General features: G+C 32.0%; 19 protein-coding genes. 11 read left to right on the top strand and 8 right to left on the bottom strand.

The window, feature by feature from the left end; translation table 11 throughout:
• Window positions 1-29: 29 nt before the first annotated feature.
• The 4 genes from lpdA to VIM70_RS02080 form a co-directional block, all read right to left on the bottom strand.
• Window positions 30-1,403, bottom strand: coding sequence for a dihydrolipoyl dehydrogenase (gene lpdA / locus VIM70_RS02095; protein ID WP_331943640.1), 1,374 nt, complete (start codon window positions 1,401-1,403; stop codon window positions 30-32).
• A gap of 129 nt (window positions 1,404-1,532) precedes the next feature.
• On the bottom strand, window positions 1,533-2,504 hold the full coding sequence (locus tag VIM70_RS02090) for an alpha-ketoacid dehydrogenase subunit beta (RefSeq protein WP_331943638.1): 972 nt from the start codon (window positions 2,502-2,504) through the stop codon (window positions 1,533-1,535).
• Between the two features lies 1 nt (window position 2,505).
• Window positions 2,506-3,492 (bottom strand): thiamine pyrophosphate-dependent dehydrogenase E1 component subunit alpha, encoded by a 987-nt coding sequence (locus VIM70_RS02085; protein WP_414648644.1) that lies wholly within the window; start codon window positions 3,490-3,492, stop codon window positions 2,506-2,508.
• A 312-nt stretch (window positions 3,493-3,804) separates the two neighbouring features.
• Complete coding sequence (locus VIM70_RS02080) at window positions 3,805-5,730, bottom strand: sigma-54-dependent Fis family transcriptional regulator (RefSeq protein ID WP_331943636.1); 1,926 nt, start codon at window positions 5,728-5,730, stop codon at window positions 3,805-3,807.
• 208 nt (window positions 5,731-5,938) lie between these two features.
• Here VIM70_RS02080 and VIM70_RS02075 point away from each other — a divergent pair, with 208 nt between their 5' ends.
• Window positions 5,939-6,697 carry a lysoplasmalogenase family protein gene (locus VIM70_RS02075; RefSeq protein WP_331943634.1) on the top strand — a complete coding sequence of 253 codons (759 nt, stop codon included), beginning with the start codon at window positions 5,939-5,941 and terminating at the stop codon, window positions 6,695-6,697.
• A 206-nt stretch (window positions 6,698-6,903) separates the two neighbouring features.
• Window positions 6,904-7,653, top strand: a complete 750-nt coding sequence (locus VIM70_RS02070; protein ID WP_331943632.1) for a hypothetical protein — start codon at window positions 6,904-6,906, stop codon at window positions 7,651-7,653.
• Window positions 7,654-7,738: 85 nt separating this feature from the next.
• Here VIM70_RS02070 and VIM70_RS02065 read toward each other — a convergent pair whose 3' ends face one another.
• The 3 genes from VIM70_RS02065 to VIM70_RS02055 are packed head-to-tail and all read right to left on the bottom strand — an operon-like array spanning window position 7,739 to window position 8,950.
• Entirely contained in the window at window positions 7,739-8,413 is a 675-nt protein-coding gene (locus VIM70_RS02065) for a MurR/RpiR family transcriptional regulator (RefSeq protein WP_331943630.1), read from the bottom strand.
• Window positions 8,414-8,450: 37 nt separating this feature from the next.
• On the bottom strand, window positions 8,451-8,582 hold the full coding sequence (locus VIM70_RS02060; RefSeq protein ID WP_331943628.1) for a hypothetical protein: 132 nt from the start codon (window positions 8,580-8,582) through the stop codon (window positions 8,451-8,453).
• Between the two features lie 26 nt (window positions 8,583-8,608).
• Window positions 8,609-8,950 (bottom strand): DUF871 domain-containing protein, encoded by a 342-nt coding sequence (locus tag VIM70_RS02055; protein ID WP_331943686.1) that lies wholly within the window; start codon window positions 8,948-8,950, stop codon window positions 8,609-8,611.
• A 479-nt stretch (window positions 8,951-9,429) separates the two neighbouring features.
• Here VIM70_RS02055 and VIM70_RS02050 point away from each other — a divergent pair, with 479 nt between their 5' ends.
• The 3 genes from VIM70_RS02050 to VIM70_RS02040 all read left to right on the top strand — a co-directional run bounded on the left by VIM70_RS02050 (window position 9,430) and on the right by VIM70_RS02040 (window position 13,175).
• Entirely contained in the window at window positions 9,430-11,337 is a 1,908-nt protein-coding gene (locus VIM70_RS02050; RefSeq protein ID WP_331943626.1) for an acyl-CoA dehydrogenase family protein, read from the top strand.
• A 56-nt stretch (window positions 11,338-11,393) separates the two neighbouring features.
• Window positions 11,394-12,593, top strand: coding sequence for an FprA family A-type flavoprotein (locus tag VIM70_RS02045; protein WP_331943624.1), 1,200 nt, complete (start codon window positions 11,394-11,396; stop codon window positions 12,591-12,593).
• Window positions 12,594-12,761: 168 nt separating this feature from the next.
• On the top strand, window positions 12,762-13,175 hold the full coding sequence (locus VIM70_RS02040; RefSeq protein WP_331943622.1) for an Rrf2 family transcriptional regulator: 414 nt from the start codon (window positions 12,762-12,764) through the stop codon (window positions 13,173-13,175).
• Between the two features lie 87 nt (window positions 13,176-13,262).
• On the opposite strand, the gene VIM70_RS02035 is transcribed toward VIM70_RS02040, so the two are convergent.
• Window positions 13,263-14,483: a nuclear transport factor 2 family protein gene (locus VIM70_RS02035; RefSeq protein ID WP_331943620.1), complete on the bottom strand. Its 1,221-nt coding sequence runs from the start codon at window positions 14,481-14,483 to the stop codon at window positions 13,263-13,265.
• A gap of 214 nt (window positions 14,484-14,697) precedes the next feature.
• On the opposite strand from VIM70_RS02035, the gene VIM70_RS02030 reads away from it, so the two are divergent.
• From VIM70_RS02030 to VIM70_RS02005, 6 genes are all read left to right on the top strand, one after another.
• On the top strand, window positions 14,698-15,177 hold the full coding sequence (locus tag VIM70_RS02030) for an ankyrin repeat domain-containing protein (protein WP_331943618.1): 480 nt from the start codon (window positions 14,698-14,700) through the stop codon (window positions 15,175-15,177).
• A 191-nt stretch (window positions 15,178-15,368) separates the two neighbouring features.
• On the top strand, window positions 15,369-16,490 hold the full coding sequence (locus VIM70_RS02025) for an efflux RND transporter periplasmic adaptor subunit (protein WP_331943616.1): 1,122 nt from the start codon (window positions 15,369-15,371) through the stop codon (window positions 16,488-16,490).
• Complete coding sequence (locus VIM70_RS02020) at window positions 16,490-17,182, top strand: ABC transporter ATP-binding protein (RefSeq protein WP_331943614.1); 693 nt, start codon at window positions 16,490-16,492, stop codon at window positions 17,180-17,182. The genes VIM70_RS02025 and VIM70_RS02020 overlap by 1 nt, the downstream gene beginning before the upstream one ends.
• Before the next feature lie 46 nt (window positions 17,183-17,228).
• Complete coding sequence (locus VIM70_RS02015) at window positions 17,229-18,461, top strand: ABC transporter permease (protein WP_331943612.1); 1,233 nt, start codon at window positions 17,229-17,231, stop codon at window positions 18,459-18,461.
• A gap of 18 nt (window positions 18,462-18,479) precedes the next feature.
• Window positions 18,480-19,976: a HAMP domain-containing sensor histidine kinase gene (locus tag VIM70_RS02010; RefSeq protein ID WP_331943610.1), complete on the top strand. Its 1,497-nt coding sequence runs from the start codon at window positions 18,480-18,482 to the stop codon at window positions 19,974-19,976.
• Window positions 19,977-19,984: 8 nt separating this feature from the next.
• Window positions 19,985-20,674 carry a response regulator transcription factor gene (locus VIM70_RS02005; RefSeq protein WP_331943608.1) on the top strand — a complete coding sequence of 230 codons (690 nt, stop codon included), beginning with the start codon at window positions 19,985-19,987 and terminating at the stop codon, window positions 20,672-20,674.
• The last annotated feature ends 196 nt before the right edge of the window (window positions 20,675-20,870 follow it).

Here is a 20,870-nt window from a genome sequence, read left to right as displayed (position 1 = left end):
ATAATTTATACGATTTAAACTTTATATTATTAAATAAAATTAATTGCCTTTCCAATTGAAGCCATAAATGCTTCTGGTACAGCTTCAGATACTGAAGGATGAGGATGAATTGTTTTAATAACTTCATCTGCAGTAGCTTCGAGTGTCATGGCTAAAGAAATTTCAGCAATCATATCTGTAGTATGTTTTCCATAAAGATGAACACCAAGAATTTCATTAAGGTCTCCATCAATAATAACTTTGACAATACCCTCTGTGTCACCCTCAACTAATGATTTTCCATTAGCAAACATTGGGAATTTACCCACCTTAACATTTTTATATTTTTCTTTAGCGACTGCTTCCGTAATTCCTATACATGCAATCTCTGGATCAATATATATACAAGATGGAATTTTGTCATATGAAATTGTTTCGTTTTCTCCACAAATATTTTTAACAGCAATAATACCTTCATGAGAAGCTGTATGAGCAAGCATAACCTTTCCATTAACATCACCAATTGCATAAATGTTAGGAATATTAGTTCTAAGTGAATTATCCGTTTTTATTGCTTTTTTATTGAACTCAATTCCAATACCTTCTGCATTAAGTCCATCAGTATTTGGAGTTCTTCCAACAGCCATAAGTACAACATCAGCTGTAACAAACTCTTCTTTGCCTTTTAACTCATACATAACATTATTTCCCGATACTTTTTTAACCTTAGCCCCTGTATAGAATGTAGTACCTTCACTTGAAAGCCTTTTTTTAGCCATGTTAGATACCTCTTCATCAACCATGGGAAGAATTTTGTCCATAAGTTCAAGAACATAAACTTTGCTACCAAGTCTTGAAAGAAGATAAGCAAATTCAACACCAATAACACCACCACCAATAATGGCAATTGTTTCTGGTACATAATCGAATTCTAATGCTTCTTTGCTAGTGATAATGTTTGTTTTTCCTTCCTGTGTTATGAAAGGGGGCATAAATGTGTTAGAACCAGTAGCTATAATAAAGTATTCTGAAGTGATTTTTGTGTCCCCAACACGGATTGTATTTTTATCTACGAAAGAGGCTTTACCTTCAACTATCGCAACTTTATTTCCCCTAAGAAGTCCTTTTACACCATTAACAAGTTGAGAAATAACGATCTGTTTTCTCTTTTGTAATTTTTGCATTGATACTTTTATATTTTCAACATCGACACCTTCAACTGCAAATTTATTAGCTGCTTTAACATCATGAAGAACATTGGCCGTTTTAATGAGAGTTTTTGTAGGAATACATCCTTCATTGAGACACACGCCACCAAAATGTGTGCTTTCAACTATACAAACTTTTTTACCTAGCTGAGACGCTTTAATTGCCGATTCATATCCGCCAGGTCCACCTCCAATTACTGTAATATCATAATCCATTTTTAAAAACTCCTTTACATTAAAATTTTAATTGGAATTTTGAGGTAATTATTTAATGTTGTGAATAATATAAATATTCTTTACGCCATAATCTTTAGCATAAAGAATATCTATTTGAGTTTATTAAAATTAAAATAATTTTTTTACTCCATTAACTATATCCTTAGAATCAGGGAGCACAAAATTTTCAAGGCATGATGCAAATGGTATTGGAGTATTGAGTGCTCCTATTCTAACTACTGGAGCATCAAGATTATCAAAACATTCTTCACTTATCATTGCTGAAATTTCCCCACCATATCCTCCTCTTTTATTTTCTTCTGTAACGACTAATACTTTATTAGTTTTCTTTACAGAATTGAATATAGTTTCTTTATCCAATGGGAATAGTGTCCTTGGATCTACTACTTCTGCTTCAATTCCGTCCTTTGAAAGCTGCTCGGCAGCACTTAAGGCTTCATGAACCATTTTACCTGTAGCTATAATAGTAATATCTTTTCCTTCCCTTTTTATATCAGCAACTCCAAATGGTATTGGTTTGATGTCATCTGGAACTTCGCCTTTTAAGGCATAGAGGCCTTTATGTTCATAAAATGCGACAGGATTGTCATCATCTATAGCTGTAAGGAGTAATCCTGCTGCATCAGCTGGAGTTGATGGATAAACAACCTTAAGTCCAGGTATATGAGTAAGCCAAGCTTCTAAAGACTGTGAATGTTGAGCAGCGGCGGACATTCCACCACCACCTGGCAATCTAACAACCAATGGAATACTCATTTTTCCACCTGACATATATCTTAGTTTTGCAGCCTGATTGACTAACATGTCCATTGCAACTGTAACAAAATCTCCCATCATTATTTCTGCAATTGGCCTTAAGCCTGTAGCAGCTGCGCCTATAGCACATCCAACTATTGCTCCTTCAGATATTGGAGTATCTATTACTCTTTTTGCACCAAATTCATCAAAAAGTCCTGCTGTTAATCCAAAACATCCTCCAAAGGCTCCTACGTCTTCGCCCAATATTAATACGTTTTCATCTTCCCTCATTTTAATTATTAATGCTTGTCTTAGAGCTTCCATATAAGTCATAGTTTTCATATTATCTTACCTCCTCTATTATGTCACTATAGACATCTGTAACTGCTGATTCTAATTGTGGTTCAGGACTATTATCTGCAAATTCTACAGCTCCTTGAATTTGGCTACTAATATCAGTTTGTACTTCAGTCATTCCTTCTTCGCTTAAAATTGAATTTTCAAGTAAATATTTTTCGAACCTTGGAATAGGATCTTTTTTTAACCATGCTGCCTGTTCTTCCTTTGGTTTATAGGTCCCGGGATCTCCTTCAAAATGTCCTCTTTGTCTATAAGTCTTGCATTCTAATAATGTTGGTCCCTTACCTTCTCTTGCACTTTTTATAGCTTCAGCTGCTGCTCCAGAAACTGCAAAAACATCATTTCCATCAACTACAACTCCAGGAACATTATAGGATACTCCTCTATCTGCTACATCCTTAATTGCCATATGTCTCTTTTGACTCATTGATATTCCATATCCATTATTTTCACATACAAATACAATTGGTAATTTCCACACGCTAGCCATGTTCATTGCTTCATGGAATGTACCTTGATTTGTTGATGCATCGCCGAAGAAACATATACAAACTTGATCAGTTCCTCTGTATTGTGCACTTAAACCTACTCCTAAAGATAAATCGTGACCAGCACCTACTATGCCATTTGCTCCTATGATACCTTTTGTGGCATCTGATATATGCATCGAGCCACCTCTTCCTTTACAATAGCCTGTTGCTTTTCCAAAAAGTTCTGCCATCATTAATTTTAAATCTCCACCTTTAGCAATTATGTGACCATGACCTCTATGAGTACTTGTAATATAATCATCATTTCTTAGATTTGAACATACTCCTGTAGCAATAGCTTCTTCCCCTATATATAAGTGAATAAACCCAGGAATTCGTCCTTCTGCAGATGCCTTCATAGCAACCTCTTCGAATTTTCTTATTTTTAGCATAGTTTTATACATATCAATAACCTTACTGTTTGATATACTCAATATCATTACCTCCCTTTTAATTTACCTATTGATCTAATGATTTGTTAATTCATTGATCTAATAATATATAAAGCAAGTACTATGCCAATTAAAAAACTAGAAAAAATCTGTTTTTATAATTAAAATAACAAAAAAAGACTAATACTAAGCATTTAAGCCTAATATAAGTCTTTTTAATAATTTAAGTGTTTTTGATAAAATTAGAATATTCCCACAATTGAAACTTTTATGTTATACAAAACATACAAAGCGGATGATGGATCTTGTTTTTCCCATTTGTGGGTCTATAAATAGAGTTTTTCCCACGTTTGGGAAAAATCATATAAGTTGATCCAAATTTATATTGTATTTTTTAATTTTTCTATAAATTGTGGATTTACTTATATTTAATTTTTTACCTGCCTCAATTACATTTCCATTACATTCAATTACCATCTTTATTATATTTCCTTTTTCTGCATTTCCTAATGAAACAACCTCAAAATTCATCATATCTTTTTTTAATATATTTCCAAAGAGATATTTTTCGGTTATTATTTTTTCATCACACAAATAATATGCTCTTTCTATAATGTTCTGTAATTCCCGTACATTGCCATTCCAATTATATTCGTTAATGTAATTGATAAATTCAGGGCTAAATTTTTCCGCACCATTTTTATTATGTTCTCTTTTAAGTTTTGAAAGAAAATAATTTGCGCTTAGTTCAATATCTTCTCTGCGTTCTCTTAAAGGCGGGATATCTATTTTAAGAACATTCAACCTATAATATAGATCCTGTCTAAAATTTTTATTTTTAACCTCTTCAAATAAATTTCTGTTTGTTGCGGCTAGTACCCTTAGGTTTAAATTTATTTCACTTTTTCCACCTATTCTTCTTACTTTATAATTATCAAGTACTCTTAGTAGTTTAGATTGAACTTCTAAAGGTAGTTCTCCAATCTCATCAAGGAAAATTGTTCCGCCTTCTGCCAATTCAAACTTTCCTGGGTTACCTTCCTTAGAGGCTCCAGTAAATGCTCCTTTTTCATAACCAAACAGTTCACTTTCTAAAAGATCTTTCGGTAGCGAAGCACAGTTTATTGCCACAAAAGGTCCTTCTGAAAAACTGCTATAATTGTGAGCAGCCTGTGCAAATAGTTCTTTTCCAGTGCCACTTTCACCTTCGATAAGAATTGAACATTTAGTTTTAGCCATCTTTTTTGCCGTTTCTATAACCGACAGCATTTTATTATTTTTGGTTATAATATCATCAAAAGTATATGAGGCCTTATTTCCTGTAACTTTATTTACTGTCTTGTGTAGGTGTTCTATTTTTCTAAATGTAATTGCTAGACCTACTACTTTGTTTCCTGACATTCTTGGTAGCATATTAACACTGAATCTTATTGCCTTATTATTGATATAAAAGTTACAATCAACATAACTTCTCATTTCTTTAATAGTGAACGACTGGAATTCAAGATCTACATCTTTAAGCATTTTTTTTATATTAATCTTATATAATTCGTTTGGTTCTATTTCTAGAATTTCAGCAGCACTATTATTGAATTTGCTTATAGAGTAATCTACGTCAATAATTATTATACCGTCAGATGTGCCGTCAAAAGTAGTATTTATCAGTTCATAAGATCTTAATAGTGCAATTTGCTTTTCTATGGTATATACAGCAGCAACAACTATTCCAAGTGTATGAGGATGTGCTGCTGTTTTATTCCCAGACATATTAAGACACCCTATGATAGTTCCTTTTTCATCATGTATTGATGTAGCGGAACATGTCCATTTATGGTGGGGTTTACAATAATGTTCTTCACCAACAATTTGGAGAGGTTTATCAATAAGTAGTGCCGTACCTATGGCATTTGTGCCCACAGCTTCTTCAGTCCAAATACAACCCAAATTGAAATTGATTGAATCAGCACTATCTTCTACAGGTTTATCTCCTAGAACCTCTATTATGCATCCGCTTCTATCCGAAAGCACTATAATAAAACCTGAACCTTTGACTATAGTATGTAGGTTTTCCATAATTGGACGTGCAATTTTAATAAGTTCTTCATTTTCAGAAATATTTTTTTCAAGTACATCTCTACTGACGTTTTTCCCTATTCCATCATTATAATCTACACCTAGTCCTTTGCATCTTTTCCAAGAATCTGCAACATGATGATTTACTGATGAGCTAATAATATTATCTTTTACAAAAGTATTCCACGCAGTTTTCCTAATATTTGTACCCATAATAACCCTCTCTCACCTAAGAATTTATTATTAATATCTATATAAATATATGTTACCACACTATAGTCTAAATAGTATGAAAACGTATAATGTTTATAAACTGGAGAAGACACAATATTAGAAATTAGGTTTGTATAAAATTCTATTTTTTAACACAATATATAATCATCGTAAACTTTTTAAAAAATATATTAAGTGGTGATATGTAATGAAAAATAGAGGTTTCTTTATTTTATTGACTAAGGTAGTAGTAGGAATAGTAATAATTTTGTATATTTTCTTTTTATATCTGGATTTTTATAAAAAGAAAATTTTTATTTCTTCTGAATATATAAAGTATGTGTGCATATTACTTTGTTTCCTGTTATCCGTAATCGCAACTAAGGATTTACTTGCGGATACAGATAAGGATATAGCTAATCATAGAGACATATTATTGCTTCAATTGGCAATGTTTATAACCGTTCTAGCAGATTTATGTCTAATTTTCTTTGGTTTTTTTATTTTAGGTGTAGCTTTATTTTCTTTGGTACAAATCACATATTGTGCGAGGTATACTACCAAAAAGCTTAAAGCAACACTTTTGAATTTTTTTATTGTTTTTCTATGTGTAGTGTTAATATGTGTTTTAGCAAGCCTTTTCATTGAGGGGATTAATATTTTGATAACTGTTTCATTGTTTTATGTTATAACCTTACTTAACAGTATTATTAAAGCTGTAGGGGCTTTTAAAAATAATTTATATTCATCACCTAGCAAATACATGATAGTTTTAGGTATGATGCTTTTTCTTTTGTGTGATATATGTGTAGCTTTATTAGCTATAACTGCACTTTTTCCAAGTTATTTCATGAGTAGGTTTCAGCAAATAACTTTTTTCTCAATTTGGTTTTTCTATATTCCTTCACAACTACTTTTGTCTTTAAGTGGAGGTAATAAAATTTTAGAAACAAAATCTTTCAAATAAAATTCACTAATAAACTAACAAGTTCCTGGATATATTTCCAGGGTTTTTTTTTGTCCAATAAAACTTAATACAAAAATAATTTTATATAAAATAAAAAAACCCTCTAATAAATCATATCATGTATCGTATATATAAGTGAAATAACAATTATGGGATAATGATCCATAATTGTTATCTACATAAGGAAAATATGAGGAGGAGTTAACATGAAAAAAGGAAAATTAAGTTTATTTGTAGTCGCTTTAACATTATCAGTAGGTTTGTCATCTGGGGTTTATGCTGCTCAACAAAATAAAGATTCGAAATGTGTAAAACCAACTACTGTAGCACAGAAAATAGATTTTAAAACTACAAAAACTGAGCAATGGAATGCAAAATTCGTTAAAAATCATATGGATAATACAAAATTAAGTGATTCAAAAGTAGCTAGTAAAATTGCGAAAGATAAAGTTTGGGCTGAGAAATACACTAAAAACCATATGAGTAAAGTAGAATCTAAAGATATAAAAGTAACACTTACTGCTGAGCAGAAAGAAGTTATACAAGCTCAAAAGGATAAAATAGCAACAGTTAAAGATGCTAATAAAGTTTTAAAAACTGCAATTATTACAAATGCAGAAGCAGTAAAAGTAGAATTAAAAAGAATTGAAGATAATAAGTTAGTATTAGATCCAGCAGTAAAAACTGAAGCTGATGCAGTTTTGTTAGCTGTAAAAGATGCAACTACTAAAAAAGATTGTGTAAAACCAGAAGTTACACCAGTTACACCAGTAGTACCCGTAGTTGATCCTACAGTGCCAGTAGTACCTGCAGTACCTGTAGAGAAAACTTACTTTGAAAAATTAAATGAAAGATTAGACAATGCGTTTCAAAAGTATACAGTAAAAAACACAGAGTTAACTACTTTAGCAGCTAGACTTTTAACTCTTTTAAATTCTTTAACACTTATAAAATAGAATAGTTGTAAAAATATAAAAGTCTTGAATTTTTTAATTCAGGACTTTTATTTTTTTTGAAATAACCTATTTTTATTTACATAACCTAATTATAGAGTTCTTTAAGTGCTTTTCTTGTTTCAATTAACTTTTCTTCTACCTCTTTTATATTATTTCTAGCCATTCCTATAAATAACATGTCTATTATTGATAACTGTGATATTCTCGAGCTAATTGCACCTTCCCTTAAAGATTTTTCAACTGCGGGCACACGTAACACTACATCTGAGAGTTCAGCTATCTTATTATTTATACTAGCCTTTGTAATTGCTATTACTGGAATTTTTCTTTTTTTAGCATTTTCAGCGCATTTAATAACTTCTTTTGTTTCTCCTGAGTACGATATTGCTATTGTTACGTCACCTGGCTGCATTAATATAGATGATGTTATTTGCAAATGGGTATCTAGGTGTGATATACATCTCTTATTTATTCTGCTTAACTTATAATAAAAATCCTGTCCGACTAAAGCTGATACTCCCACACTAAAGATATATATATCTTTTGCATTAATTAGAAGTTCTATTGCCTTATCTAGCTCTTCTTCATCTAATAAGTTAACTGTCTGCTGCATTATAGAATCTATTGAATTTTTTATTGTGTGAATTATATTTTTTGTTCCTAAATCACTATCTAAAAATTGAAACTCAGAAGATTGATCCATTTTATCTAAACTTATAGATAACTGAAGCTTCATTTCATTTAAGCTATTAAATCCCATTTTTTTAGCAAATCTAACAACAGTTGGGGCAGATGTTTTAGTAATAAGCTATTTCCTTAGCTGACATTGTTAAAATACTTTCCTTGGTTTCTAATAAGTAATCTGCTATTAATTTTTCACTATCCGTAAAGCTATCGTAATTTTGCTTTATATACTGTAATACATTCATAATCGCACACCCTATTAAATTTAATTTTAGTTATTTATTATGTTAAAGTGAAATTTTTTTCCACCCTTTATATATTTTAATAGATATATATCCTTTTGTAAAACAGAAGCTACAACATTTGTCCTATAATCCCATTTTTGATTTGTTTTCAAAATTTGTAATTCTCCCATATATCTCATGTAATTTTCGTTATCTATAGTAATATCCCCATAATTTTTATCAATTGTATTTAATTCATATATTTTATCACCATTAAGAAGCAATCTACTTTCGCTAGCTCTTATAACATCTCTAGCCTCATCTTCTCTTTGAGTGTAAGTTTCACTTAATAATCTTAAGGCTACATTATCACATTCTTTTAATTCTATGCTAAGCTCAACTACATCTGAATTTAATAATGATAAATCTTCTAATTCAGTGTTGTCAGGAAGTGAATCTCCAATAAATATAGATTGATTTCCTAGGGCAAATAAATGATTCGCAGCTTCACGTACCTCTATGCATCTATGTTCCTCGAGTGTTGTGGAGGTTGTCTAATTTAATGGAATTATTATTAGTAAAGTGACATATGCATACATAGTTATAGTTAAATGTTGATATTCTTTTATACAGATTTTTATGTGTAATAATGACGAAAAAAAAGTTTGAGATTAACTTGTAATGTATACAAAAAAGGTATATGATAAACGTATACGGTTTAGGTATACATTTAAAGGAGTCGTTTATAGGTATGGTTGATGCGGTAAAACATATTGATTAGTTTTGCTTGCGGTAGTTATGTGTTGTGGGTTTACAGATTTTGAAAAGCGACATTTATAAAACCGTATTATTATAAGGAGGTGTATTTATGTTTTTTAAGACTTTAGAACAGCATGAAAATTTGAGAACAAAAATCAGAGAATTTGCAGAGGAGGAAGTTAAACCTATTGCATTTATGTTGGATCAGGAAAACAAATTCCCAACAGAAGCAATTAAAAAACTAGCAGATATAGGGATGATGGGGATTCCATTTCCAAAAGAGTACGGCGGAGCAGGTCTGGACATAATAAGTTATGCAATTGCTGTTGAGGAATTATCAAGAGTAGATGGTGGCACAGGCGTAATTCTTTCCGCTCATACATCTTTGGGCACATACCCAATTTATGCATATGGAACAGAGGAGCAGAAACAAAAATACTTGGTTCCATTAGCTAAGGGAGAGAAACTTGGCGCGTTCGGTCTTACCGAGGAAAATGCTGGTAGTGATGCTGGTGGTACAGAAACCACTGCTGTACTTGATGGTGATAATTACATTTTAAATGGTGAAAAAATCTTCATCACAAATGCTGGTAAGGCAGATATTTACGTTATTTTTGCAGTTACTACGCCTGATATAGGTATTCGTGGTATAAGTGCATTTATTGTGGAAGAAGGGTTTGAAGGCTTTAGCATTGGTCAACATTATGACAAGATGGGTATTCGTTCGTCAGCTACTGCAGAACTTTTATTTAACGACGTATTAGTCCCTAAAGAAAATTTATTAGGAAATCTGGGTGATGGTTTCAAGATTGCTATGTCAACTTTGGATGGCGGCCGTATTGGCATCGCATCTCAGGCTCTAGGAATAGCTCAAGGCGCTTATGAAAATGCTTTAGAGTACTCAAAAGAAAGGGTTCAATTTGGTAAACCTATATGTCAGCAACAGATTATATCTTTTAAGTTGGCAGATATGGCGACAAAACTTAGAGCAGCTAGATTACTTATTTACAGTGCAGCAGAACTTAAAGAAAACCATGAAAATTACAGCATGGAAGCCGCAATGGCGAAGCAATATGCTTCAGATGTTTGTCTTGAGATCGTAAACGACGCACTTCAAATATTTGGTGGAAACGGATATATGAAAGGTATGGAAGTTGAAAGAGCTTACAGAGATGCGAAAATTTGTACAATATATGAAGGAACTAATGAGATTCATCGCGTTGTTATCGCTGCACACATCATAGGTAAGATGCCGAAAAACGAAAACACAGGTAAAGCTACTAAACGTGGACCTGCAACAGGTTACCGTAAGAAAGTGATTTTTAAGGAAGGAACTGCGAGTGAAAAAGTGAATGCACTTGTGGAAGCTCTTAAGGCAGATAAATATGATTTTACAGTTGGAATTCCAATAGACACTCCTATAACTAAGGCTGAAAGAGTTGTCAGCGTAGGACTAGGTATAGGTGAAAAAGAAAATATGAAACTTATAGAAGACTTGGCAGTTCAAGCTGGTGCAGCTATAGGGTCTTCGCGTCCAGTAGCTGAAACACTTAAATATTTACCACTGAATCGTTATGTTGGTATGTCTGGTCAAAAATTTAAAGGAAATCTTTATATTGCTTGTGGTATTTCAGGTGCAGGTCAGCATTTAAAGGGTATAAAGGATGCTTCTACAATTGTTGCTATAAATATCAATGCTAATGCGAAAATTTTTAAAAACTCAGACTACGGTATCGTGGGTGATTTAATGGAAATATTACCACTTCTCACTGATGCTTTAGATAATGGAGAAGCAAAGACTGTGGCTCCACCAATGGTGAAAATGAAGTCAGCTACTCCAAAGAAATTTGTTCCAACTTGGAAACATTATGTATGTAATGGATGCGGTTATGAATACGATCCTGGTATTGGTGATGATGAAGGCGAAGTAGCTGAGGGAACTCTATTTGAAAATATACCGCAGGAGTGGACTTGCCCATCATGTGGTGAAGAAAAAGATATGTTCATAGAAGTTTGATCCCTGTAATAATTAAACATACTAATATGTTTTTAGTGTAAAGGAGGATTATATATATGTATTGTGTTAGAGAAGTAACTGAGGATCTTTATTGGATTGGTGGCAACGATCGTCGCCTTGCCCTTTTTGAAAACATTCATCCTATTCCAAGAGGTGTATCTTACAACTCATACCTACTAATGGACGAGCAGACAGCACTCTTTGATACAGTGGACTGGTCAATTTGCCGTCAGTTCCTTGAGAATATTGAATCGGTTTTAAAAGGAAGATCTTTGGATTATATGGTAATTAACCATATGGAACCAGATCATGCAGCGTGTATAGAAGAAATTATTCTTCGTTATCCGGATGTAAAGATTGTATGCACAAATAAAGCTTCTATGTTAATGCATCAGTTCGGTTTCCATATCGATAGTAATTTAATAGAAGTCAAAGAGGGCGATACTATGTCTTTTGGAAAACATCTCGTTGCATTTGTGGCTGCTCCAATGGTACATTGGCCAGAAGCTATGGTGACATTTGATACTACAAATGGCGTACTATTTTCAGCTGATGCCTTTGGTTCTTTCGGCTCATTGGATGGCAAGCTGTTTAATGATGAGATGAACTTTGACCGCGATTGGATTGACGATGCAAGGCGTTATTATACAAATATTGTAGGCAAGTATGGTCCTCATGTTCAGGATCTTTTAAGGAAGGCCGGCACTATTGACATCAAGATGATCTGCCCACTACATGGACCAGTATGGCGTAATGATTTGGGGTACTTTTTAGATAAGTACGACAAGTGGAGTAGCTACACACCTGAGGAAAATGGCGTAATGATTGTTTATGGAACAATGTACGGCAATACGGAGGCCGCTGCAAACGACTTGGCAACAAGACTCGTGGAAAAGGGAATTACGAACGTTGTTATGTATGACGTTGCAAAAACTCATGTCTCATATTTAATTTCTGAGACATTTAAATATAGTCATGTGGTTCTTGCCTCTGTAACTTATAACTTAAAAATTTATCCACCAATGCTTAATTATATAATGGATATGAAGGCATTAAATCTTCAAAAACGAACTTTTGCTATTATAGAAAATGGTTCATGGGCTCCTCAATCAGGCAGACTTATGCGTGAACTTTTGGAAGATATGAAAGACATGACTATTTTAGACAGTGAGATCTCAGTGAACTCAGCTTTGAAAGAAGATGATGTAGATTCAATGGATGCAATTGTTGATAGCATTATCAAGTCAATGAAGTAATTTAAGAAAAACATAAATTTGGGACCTGCTCATGGATAAAATTCATGAGCAGGTCCCTTTTGTTATTTTTTAATATAATCAAAAATTTAAATAAAATATTGACAAAATAGGGTAAAAGCATTAAACTAAAAGTATACCAAATGGGTATACCTTAGGGAGAAATATAATATGAAAATAACACAAGAAGCAGATTATGGTATTAGAGTAGTAGTTTACTTATGTAAATTAGGTTATGGTGAAAAGGTAGAATCAAAAGTAATTTCAGAAAAAGAGGGTGTACCGTTAAGATTTCTTTTGAAACTTTTAAGAAAACTTATAAAAGCAGATATTCTAAGGTCTTACAGGGGAGTCAAGGGAGGATATGCTATAAATAAATTGCCAGAACAAATAAACTTAAAAGATGTTATAGAAGCAATTGACGGTCCAATATGTGTTAATAGATGTGTAATTGAACCAGACTTTTGTAATATGAATAGAAGTAGTGTATGCGTTGTTCATAGAGCTATGACAAAAGTACAAAAGAAGTTAAACTCAGAACTAGAAAGCATAAATTTCAAACAACTAGTAGATGGACAAATTTAGCCTAACAATAAAGATTATAACTTAAAGGAAGCTCATACGGGGCTTCCTTTAAGTTATAAGTATATTATCTACAATATGATTATTAGATTAAATGTTCTTTTCTAAGAGCGTAGCTGCCTCTGTCTTGCCTTCAAGAAACCAGTTAAATGGAAGAGAGAATTGAAGGTATTTAAATACCCAATTATCATTTACTTTAATAACTACAGCCTCAAACCTAAATGGCCAACTATATTCTTCTCCCTTAGCATTTTCCTTTAGGGTAATAGCAATTTTTCTTCTTATTTTAAAAAGCTTATCTTTATCATCTAAATTACTTGTAAATATATCCTTTATCGCATTTGTAGTGTTTTCAAAAGCATTATCCTCGGACATTGTTTTTTTCATAATACCGTGGGTAGCTATCCAAACCACATCACCAATAGAATTAATCAAACAATTCTCATAGTCTATTTTTATTTCATTGTAGTAACCTCTATGATTTCCTATTAATTTCTTGATTTCTTCTTGATTAATATAAACAGTTTTGTCTATATTAATAATTAATGGATTATTAGCAGCAAAATATTGACTACTGATTAGGGCTATCTCCTTATCTCGTTTTAGGTATTCATTATTAAAAGATTGTAGGAATTTTGATATTTCATCTTTATATATTAAAGTATTGTTATTAGAATACTCCTTCATTTTGTTTCCTTCTGCAGTAAAACTCTCTATATCATAACCAAGATTCTCAATTCTTAAATCTGGCAAATGTCCAACTACAGGAAGTGAAAATTGCATTTGTTTTATAATCCATTTTGCTTCTTTTTTAACTAAAACAAAGGAAATACGCAGATCCCATAAATAATCTCTTTCTGTGCCATCCCATTTATTTAGCAAATGGCATAGTGTCCAATTTATTTCAGTTAGCTTTACTATATTAGTTTTTTTGCTATTAAAGGAAACATCATCAAAATACTTTTTAATATTACCTAAATAACTTGCATAGGTATCGGCGTTATCATTAAAAGAATATTTAACTGTACCTGTAGTATATATTAAAGCTGTATTTCCAAAGGGCATTATAGTAGCTTCATCAGCATTGATTCTTAAATCTCCCCAATATTCCCAATCACCTAAAAATATATCCTTAGCCTCAGCATAACCTGTACACCATTCACTAGCACCTGTACCAACTATAATAATATCTTCATCTTTATCAAACAATGTTTCCATAAAACTATCAATTTTCTCAGGGTTACGTTGTATATAAGCCTGCTTAAATATATTTAGTACTTCCGTTAACTCATTATTTATATCATTTTTCATAGTTACACTCCTTATTTTTAGGTCTATAAGTGTATTTATGTGTAAATTATACCTCAAGTAGGTTAAAATGTAAATTTGATACCTTAATTCAGATAAACAGTAAGTCCTTAGAAAGTGTTCATAAAGTGCAAAATAGTGTTAACAGATATGAGAAGCTTGTGGATGAAATTCATAAGAGGGAAATATAGAATAAGGTAAGGGAGGAAATCAAAATATGAAAAAGATAATATTAATAATATTAAGTGGGTTTATTATAATATCTTCAATGGTTATCATATCATATGGAAAATATGAAAAAATAATAAATGAAAAAAGTAGACAAACATCTATAAGTGAAAATGAAAAAGAATTAATTAATGTAATACAAAATAATGATATTAAAGCTGTGAAAAAAATAATTCAAAGTGGTATAAATATTAATGCTAAAAGTGATGATGGTGAAACAGCACTTGAAGAAGCAGTTAAAACAGATAATAAAGATATTGTGGAATTTCTGATTAGTAAAGGTGCAGATTTGAACACTATGGATGCCCAAAGGAGTACTCCTTTATCAGTAATTAAGAGCAAGGTAATGATGAATTTGTTATTAAGTAAGGGGGCCAATGCTAATACAATGGTTTTTGCAGGAGAGGGTGAAAGGGACGAGACGGCAATAGAGGTAGCAAATTATATCGTGGCGATTTTACCTAATTAACATAATAAATTACTAAAAGCAGTCACATTAGCACAAGCCCCCCGGATGTATATCAGGGGGCTTCTTTGATAAATAAAATTGTAATTAATTTAATAAAAATTTAATATTTAGCTAAGATTTTTTTAATATTTACCATGTAAAATATAAATTATGACATTACAGTTTAAATAACAAATAAACGGGAGGCAATCATGAAAAAGAAAATTATTGTTGGAGTTATAATATTAGCACTCATAGGTACTGTTGCAGGAATTCGAATTCATTCAAAAAATAAAAGGCAATTTACAGCCGTAAAAACCTCAACGGTTGTTATGGGTGATGTAAACATGTATTTATCCACTACAGCTATTATAAAATCTAAAAATGAAAAAGATTATTCGGTATCACAGGCAACTAAGATATCAAAGGTTAATGTTAGTGTTGGAGATAAAGTTAAAAAGGGTAATACTCTTTTAACTTATGATACAGCTGATTTAAATAATCAAGTAGCCTCTGCTCAAATAAATTATAACAATGCGGTATCTCAAAAAACGGATGCTGTAAATAATAATGATGATGCAAAGAATACTATAGCAAACACAAAAGATATTCCTGCAAATGCTGCTACGATTAAATCGGCAGAGGCAAGTGTATTGTCGGATGAAAAAATAAATCAGCTTAATAATGCTGTTTCATCAGCAAAACTGAATCTTGATTCTGCAAATATCAAGTTAAATCAAACCTCAGCTATTACTTCAGATATTGATGGAGTGGTTACCGCAGTAAATGTTGTTAGTGGACAAACTGGAAATCAGGGAATAGCTATAGTTGTACAGGATATATCAAATTTGAAGGCAGTTGTTCAAGTTGGAAAATATGATGCTGCTAAAGTAGCCATTGGGCAAACATCAAGAATTATGAGTAATGGTAAGGTTTATAAAGCCAAGGTTTCGAATATTTATCCAACTGCGACAGTTAATACTTCAGCTGCAGGGGGAGATACAACTCTAACTGTAGAACTAGATGTATTAGATCCAGCTCCTGAACTTAAAATAAATTTTGACGCAGATATTGATATATTACTTAATCAAGCACTTAATGTTGTGAAAGTCCCTGCTGAAACAATACTTACTAACAAAGATGGATCAACTTACTTGTTTACGTCTGAAAATGGTAAGGCAGTTAAAAAAACTGTGAAATTGGGTGTGCAATCAGATACTGATACTCAAGTTGTTAGTGGAGTAAAAGTCGGAGACATCGTTATATTAAATCCAGGCACCACCATTACAAATGGGTTAATGGTTAAAGAGGCTGCAGCTATAGGAGGGAAATAATGATAGAAGTAAAGGATATACTAAAAAGATATATAACTGGGGATATTGACTTTACTGCTCTTAAATCCGTAAGCCTTAAAATTGAAAAGGGTGAATTTACTGCTATAATGGGACCTTCAGGTTCTGGAAAATCTACTTTTATGAATATTTTAGGGTGCTTGGACAAAATGGATGGTGGAACATATTTTTTAAATGGACAGGATGTTTCAAATCTTTTTGATAACCAACTTGCGTTAATAAGAAATAAAGAAATAGGATTTGTATTTCAATCATTTAATCTATTACCAAGGATATCAGTACTTGAAAATGTAGAACTTCCAATGCTTTATGCAGGGGTGCCATCAAAAGAAAGAAGAAAGAGGGCACTGATTGCACTTGATAAGGTTGGGCTTTCCGACAGGGTTAAACACAGACCAAATGAAATATCTGGTGGACAAAAACAAAGAGTTGCAATTGCAAGAGCAATGGTTAACAATCCGGCAGTTATTATGGCAGATGAGCCAACAGGTAATCTAGATACAAAGTCATCAATTGAGATTATGAAAATATTTCAAAAGTTAAATGATGATGGTGCTACTATTTTAATGGTTACTCATGAAGAGGATATAGCAAAATGTGCAAAAAGAGTTGTAAGATTCCTAGATGGAGAAATAGTTGAGGAACACGCAGTGGAGGGAAGAACAATATTATAGATAATGTATCACTGTTAAGTTTTATGCAGTGAAATGGAGGGCAGTTATGAATATTTTAGAGAGTTTAAAAATGGCTATTTCCAGTATCCTATCAAATAAAATGAGATCTTTTCTCACTATGCTAGGAATTATAATAGGTATTAGCTCAGTAATTACTATTGTTTCTCTTGGTAATGGAGGAAAGAATTATATTGCAGATCAATTTGCTAAAATGGGATCAAATACAGTTACACTAAGTGTAGATTCCACAAAAATAGAACAAATAGATGATTATTTTACACTTGATGATGTAAAGCAAATAAAAAATAGAGTTGATACAGCTAAGTATATTTCTCCAACTGTATCAAAAAGGGGAACTGCAAGAACTGACACCAAAACTAATACAGCAAATATTACGGGGGTTAACACAGATTATGCATTTATAAGCAATGTAGAAATCGTTTATGGAAGGTTTCTAAATGAAAGAGAAGTTGAAGAGGGTAAAGCTGTTGCAGTAATTGATCAGACCTCGGCAAAAGCATTATTTGGAACTGATGATGCTGTAGGGAAAACATTCAAATTAGGACCTGTCGGTTCTAGTAAAAGTGCTACTATTATTGGCGTTTCAAAAGCAAGTAGCATGTTTGGCGGCGGTGGTAATGGAGGCCCAAACAGGGGTGGTGACAGTACGCCAGCACTTGTAACAGTACCGATTACATTTCTCCAAACATTATATCCAACAGATTTCAATATTTCAACGCTCAGTGTAACATCCAGTTCACAAGAAAACTCAGTGCAAACTGGAAATGATGCTTTGAAAATTGTTCAGACTAGACATAACAACAAAACTGTAGATCTTTATAAGGCTTCTAATTCAGCAAGTATGCTAACGTCAATTAATCAAGTATTGGGAATTTTTACAACATTTCTTAGTGCTGTTGCAGCTATATCCCTTTTAGTTGGAGGGATTGGAGTCATGAATATAATGTTAGTTTCTGTAACTGAGCGAACTAAGGAAATTGGTATTAGAAAAGCAATTGGGGCTACCACTAATGCTATATTATTTCAATTTTTAACGGAATCTGTTATCTTATCACTTATAGGTGGACTTATTGGTATGGCGCTTGGTTTAATCTCAGCTCAAATAATAGGATCTTTTGCAAATATCAACCCTACTATTTCAATATTCGTTGTTCTAGAGGTAATATTGTTTTCGTCAGCAGTTGGAATATTCTTTGGAATTTATCCTGCAAGGAAAGCCGCAAAATTAAATCCTATCGATGCACTACGATATGAATAGAACTTAGGAGGAATTTTTATGTCCATAAAATTTAGACTTATAGTTTCATATATGGCGATGCTTATAGTCCCAATTATTTTGTCTTTGGTTGCACTGCCAGTTGTGGCAAGTTTTTATGTGAAAAGTATTGATAAGGCATATGACATAAAATACAATGGGCATCCTTTTCAAAGTAATATATTTAAAGGCAACCCGTTAAAAGATTTGTTTGATAAGAATACACTAATACTTATGGGCATAGAAAAAGATATAAAAGTAAATCCCAATATACTTGAAAATACTAGTTATCTATCAACACTTGATAGCAAATTAAAATTGACACACAGTGGAATAGTGGTGAGAAAAAATGGAGTTATAACCTATTCCACTAATTTCATTAATAAAACTGATATTAAATTGGATCTTCCAAAATTCGGATTTACTGATGAGAGAAAAATTAACCGTAACCTTATGCTAAATAATCTTATGCTTTCAAAGCAACAAGATTTTTATTTCTTAGATAAAAGCCCAGGGAGTATTTTTATAATGACAGATGCTGGGGCGATGCTAACAATTTCAAAGAGTTTTGTTTTAGTATATATTTTTATTTTTATTTTAATAATGATTCTAATTAATGGATTACTTACATATTGGGTTTCCAAAAAGATAGCAGAGCCTATATTAGCATTAAAAAATGCTTCTACCAAAATAAAAGAAGGTTATCTTGATTTTGAAGTTAAGTCTAATACAAATGATGAAATTGGAGAGCTCTGCAGAGAATTTGAAGACATGAGGTGCAGATTAAAGGAATCAGTGGAAATACAGCTTAAGTATGAAAATAATAGGAATGAACTTATTTCAAATATTTCACATGACTTAAAAACTCCTGTAACTGCAATTAAAGGCTATGTGGAGGGTATTAAAGATGGTGTAGCAGATACACCTGAGAAAATGGAAAAATATATTAATATAATATACAAAAAAGCAAGTGATATTGACAAACTAATAGATGAATTATTTGTGTTTTCAAAACTTGATTCGAATAAATTGCCTTTAGATTTTGAAAGGGTTGATATAAAAAGTTATTTAGGCGACAGCATGGAAGAGCTAAAGTTTGACTTAGAAAAGAGCAAGATTGAAATAAATTTAATTGATGAAATAGAAGATAATACTTTAATACTTGCTGACCGTGAAAAACTAAGACGGGTAATAGTAAATATTGTTGAAAACTCCGTAAAATATATGGATAAAGAAAATGGAGAAATACAAATAATACTGAAAGATCTGGGAGAGTTTGTGCAATTTGAAATTAAAGACAACGGCCCTGGTATATCACAAGAGGCTCTTCCATTTATATTTGATAGATTTTATAGAGCTGATCCATCAAGAAATTCTCAAACTGGTGGAAGTGGCCTTGGACTTGCAATTGCTGAAAGAATAATCGGTGGACATGGTGGTAAAATATGGTCAGAGAGTACAATTGGACTAGGAACTAGTATATTCTTTATAATTAAGAAATGTTTTAAAGAAAGGTAGATGGTAAAATGAAAAAAGTGCTTATAATAGAAGATGAACTCAGTATTGCAGAGCTTGAAAGGGATTACCTGGAGATAAATGATTTTTCAGTTGATATAGAGGTAGATGGGGAAACCGGACTTAAAGCTGCACTTAATAAGAAATATGACCTTATTATACTTGATGTTATGCTACCTAACGTTGATGGTTTTGAAATTTGCAAGCAAATAAGAAATGCGAAGGATGTTCCTATACTTATGGTTTCTGCTAAAAAAGAAGACATAGATAAAATTAGAGGTCTAGGACTGGGAGCTGATGACTATATAACAAAACCATTCAGCCCTGGAGAACTTGTTGCAAGAGTAAAAGCTCATATCTCAAGATATGAAAGGTTAACAGGAGAGAATATAAATCAAACAGAAATAATTGAGATAAGAGGGCTCAGCATTGACTGTACATCTAGGCGTGTCTATGTTAATGGTAGCGAAGTGTTTTTGACAGCAAAAGAGTTTGATATTCTAAAAATTTTATCAATAAACCCAAATAAAGTGTTCTCAAAAGATAATATTTTTGAAAAAGTGTGGGGAGTGGATTCATTTGGGGATGTTGGAACTGTTACTGTGCATATTAGAAAGCTTAGAGAAAAGATAGAAGTTGATCCATCAAACCCCAAATATATTGAAACAATATGGGGTGTTGGATATAGATTTCAACTATAATTTTGATCCTAGATTTTGGATATTTGAAGAATATTTTAATTTATCAATACCGGAAACATGGTTTATAATATAATAAAAACTTATCTTTTGTATTAAGTAATCTTATTTTTGACCGATATTTATAATAAATTGAACATAATTTATAATGTCGTTTGAAAAATTACAATAAACGTTTAAATTGTGATTACACATATAA

It is taken from the genome of Clostridium sp., assembly GCF_036569345.1.
Classification (GTDB): Bacteria; Bacillota; Clostridia; order Clostridiales; family Clostridiaceae; genus Clostridium_AD.
This window is presented reverse-complemented; position numbering and strand designations above follow the sequence as displayed.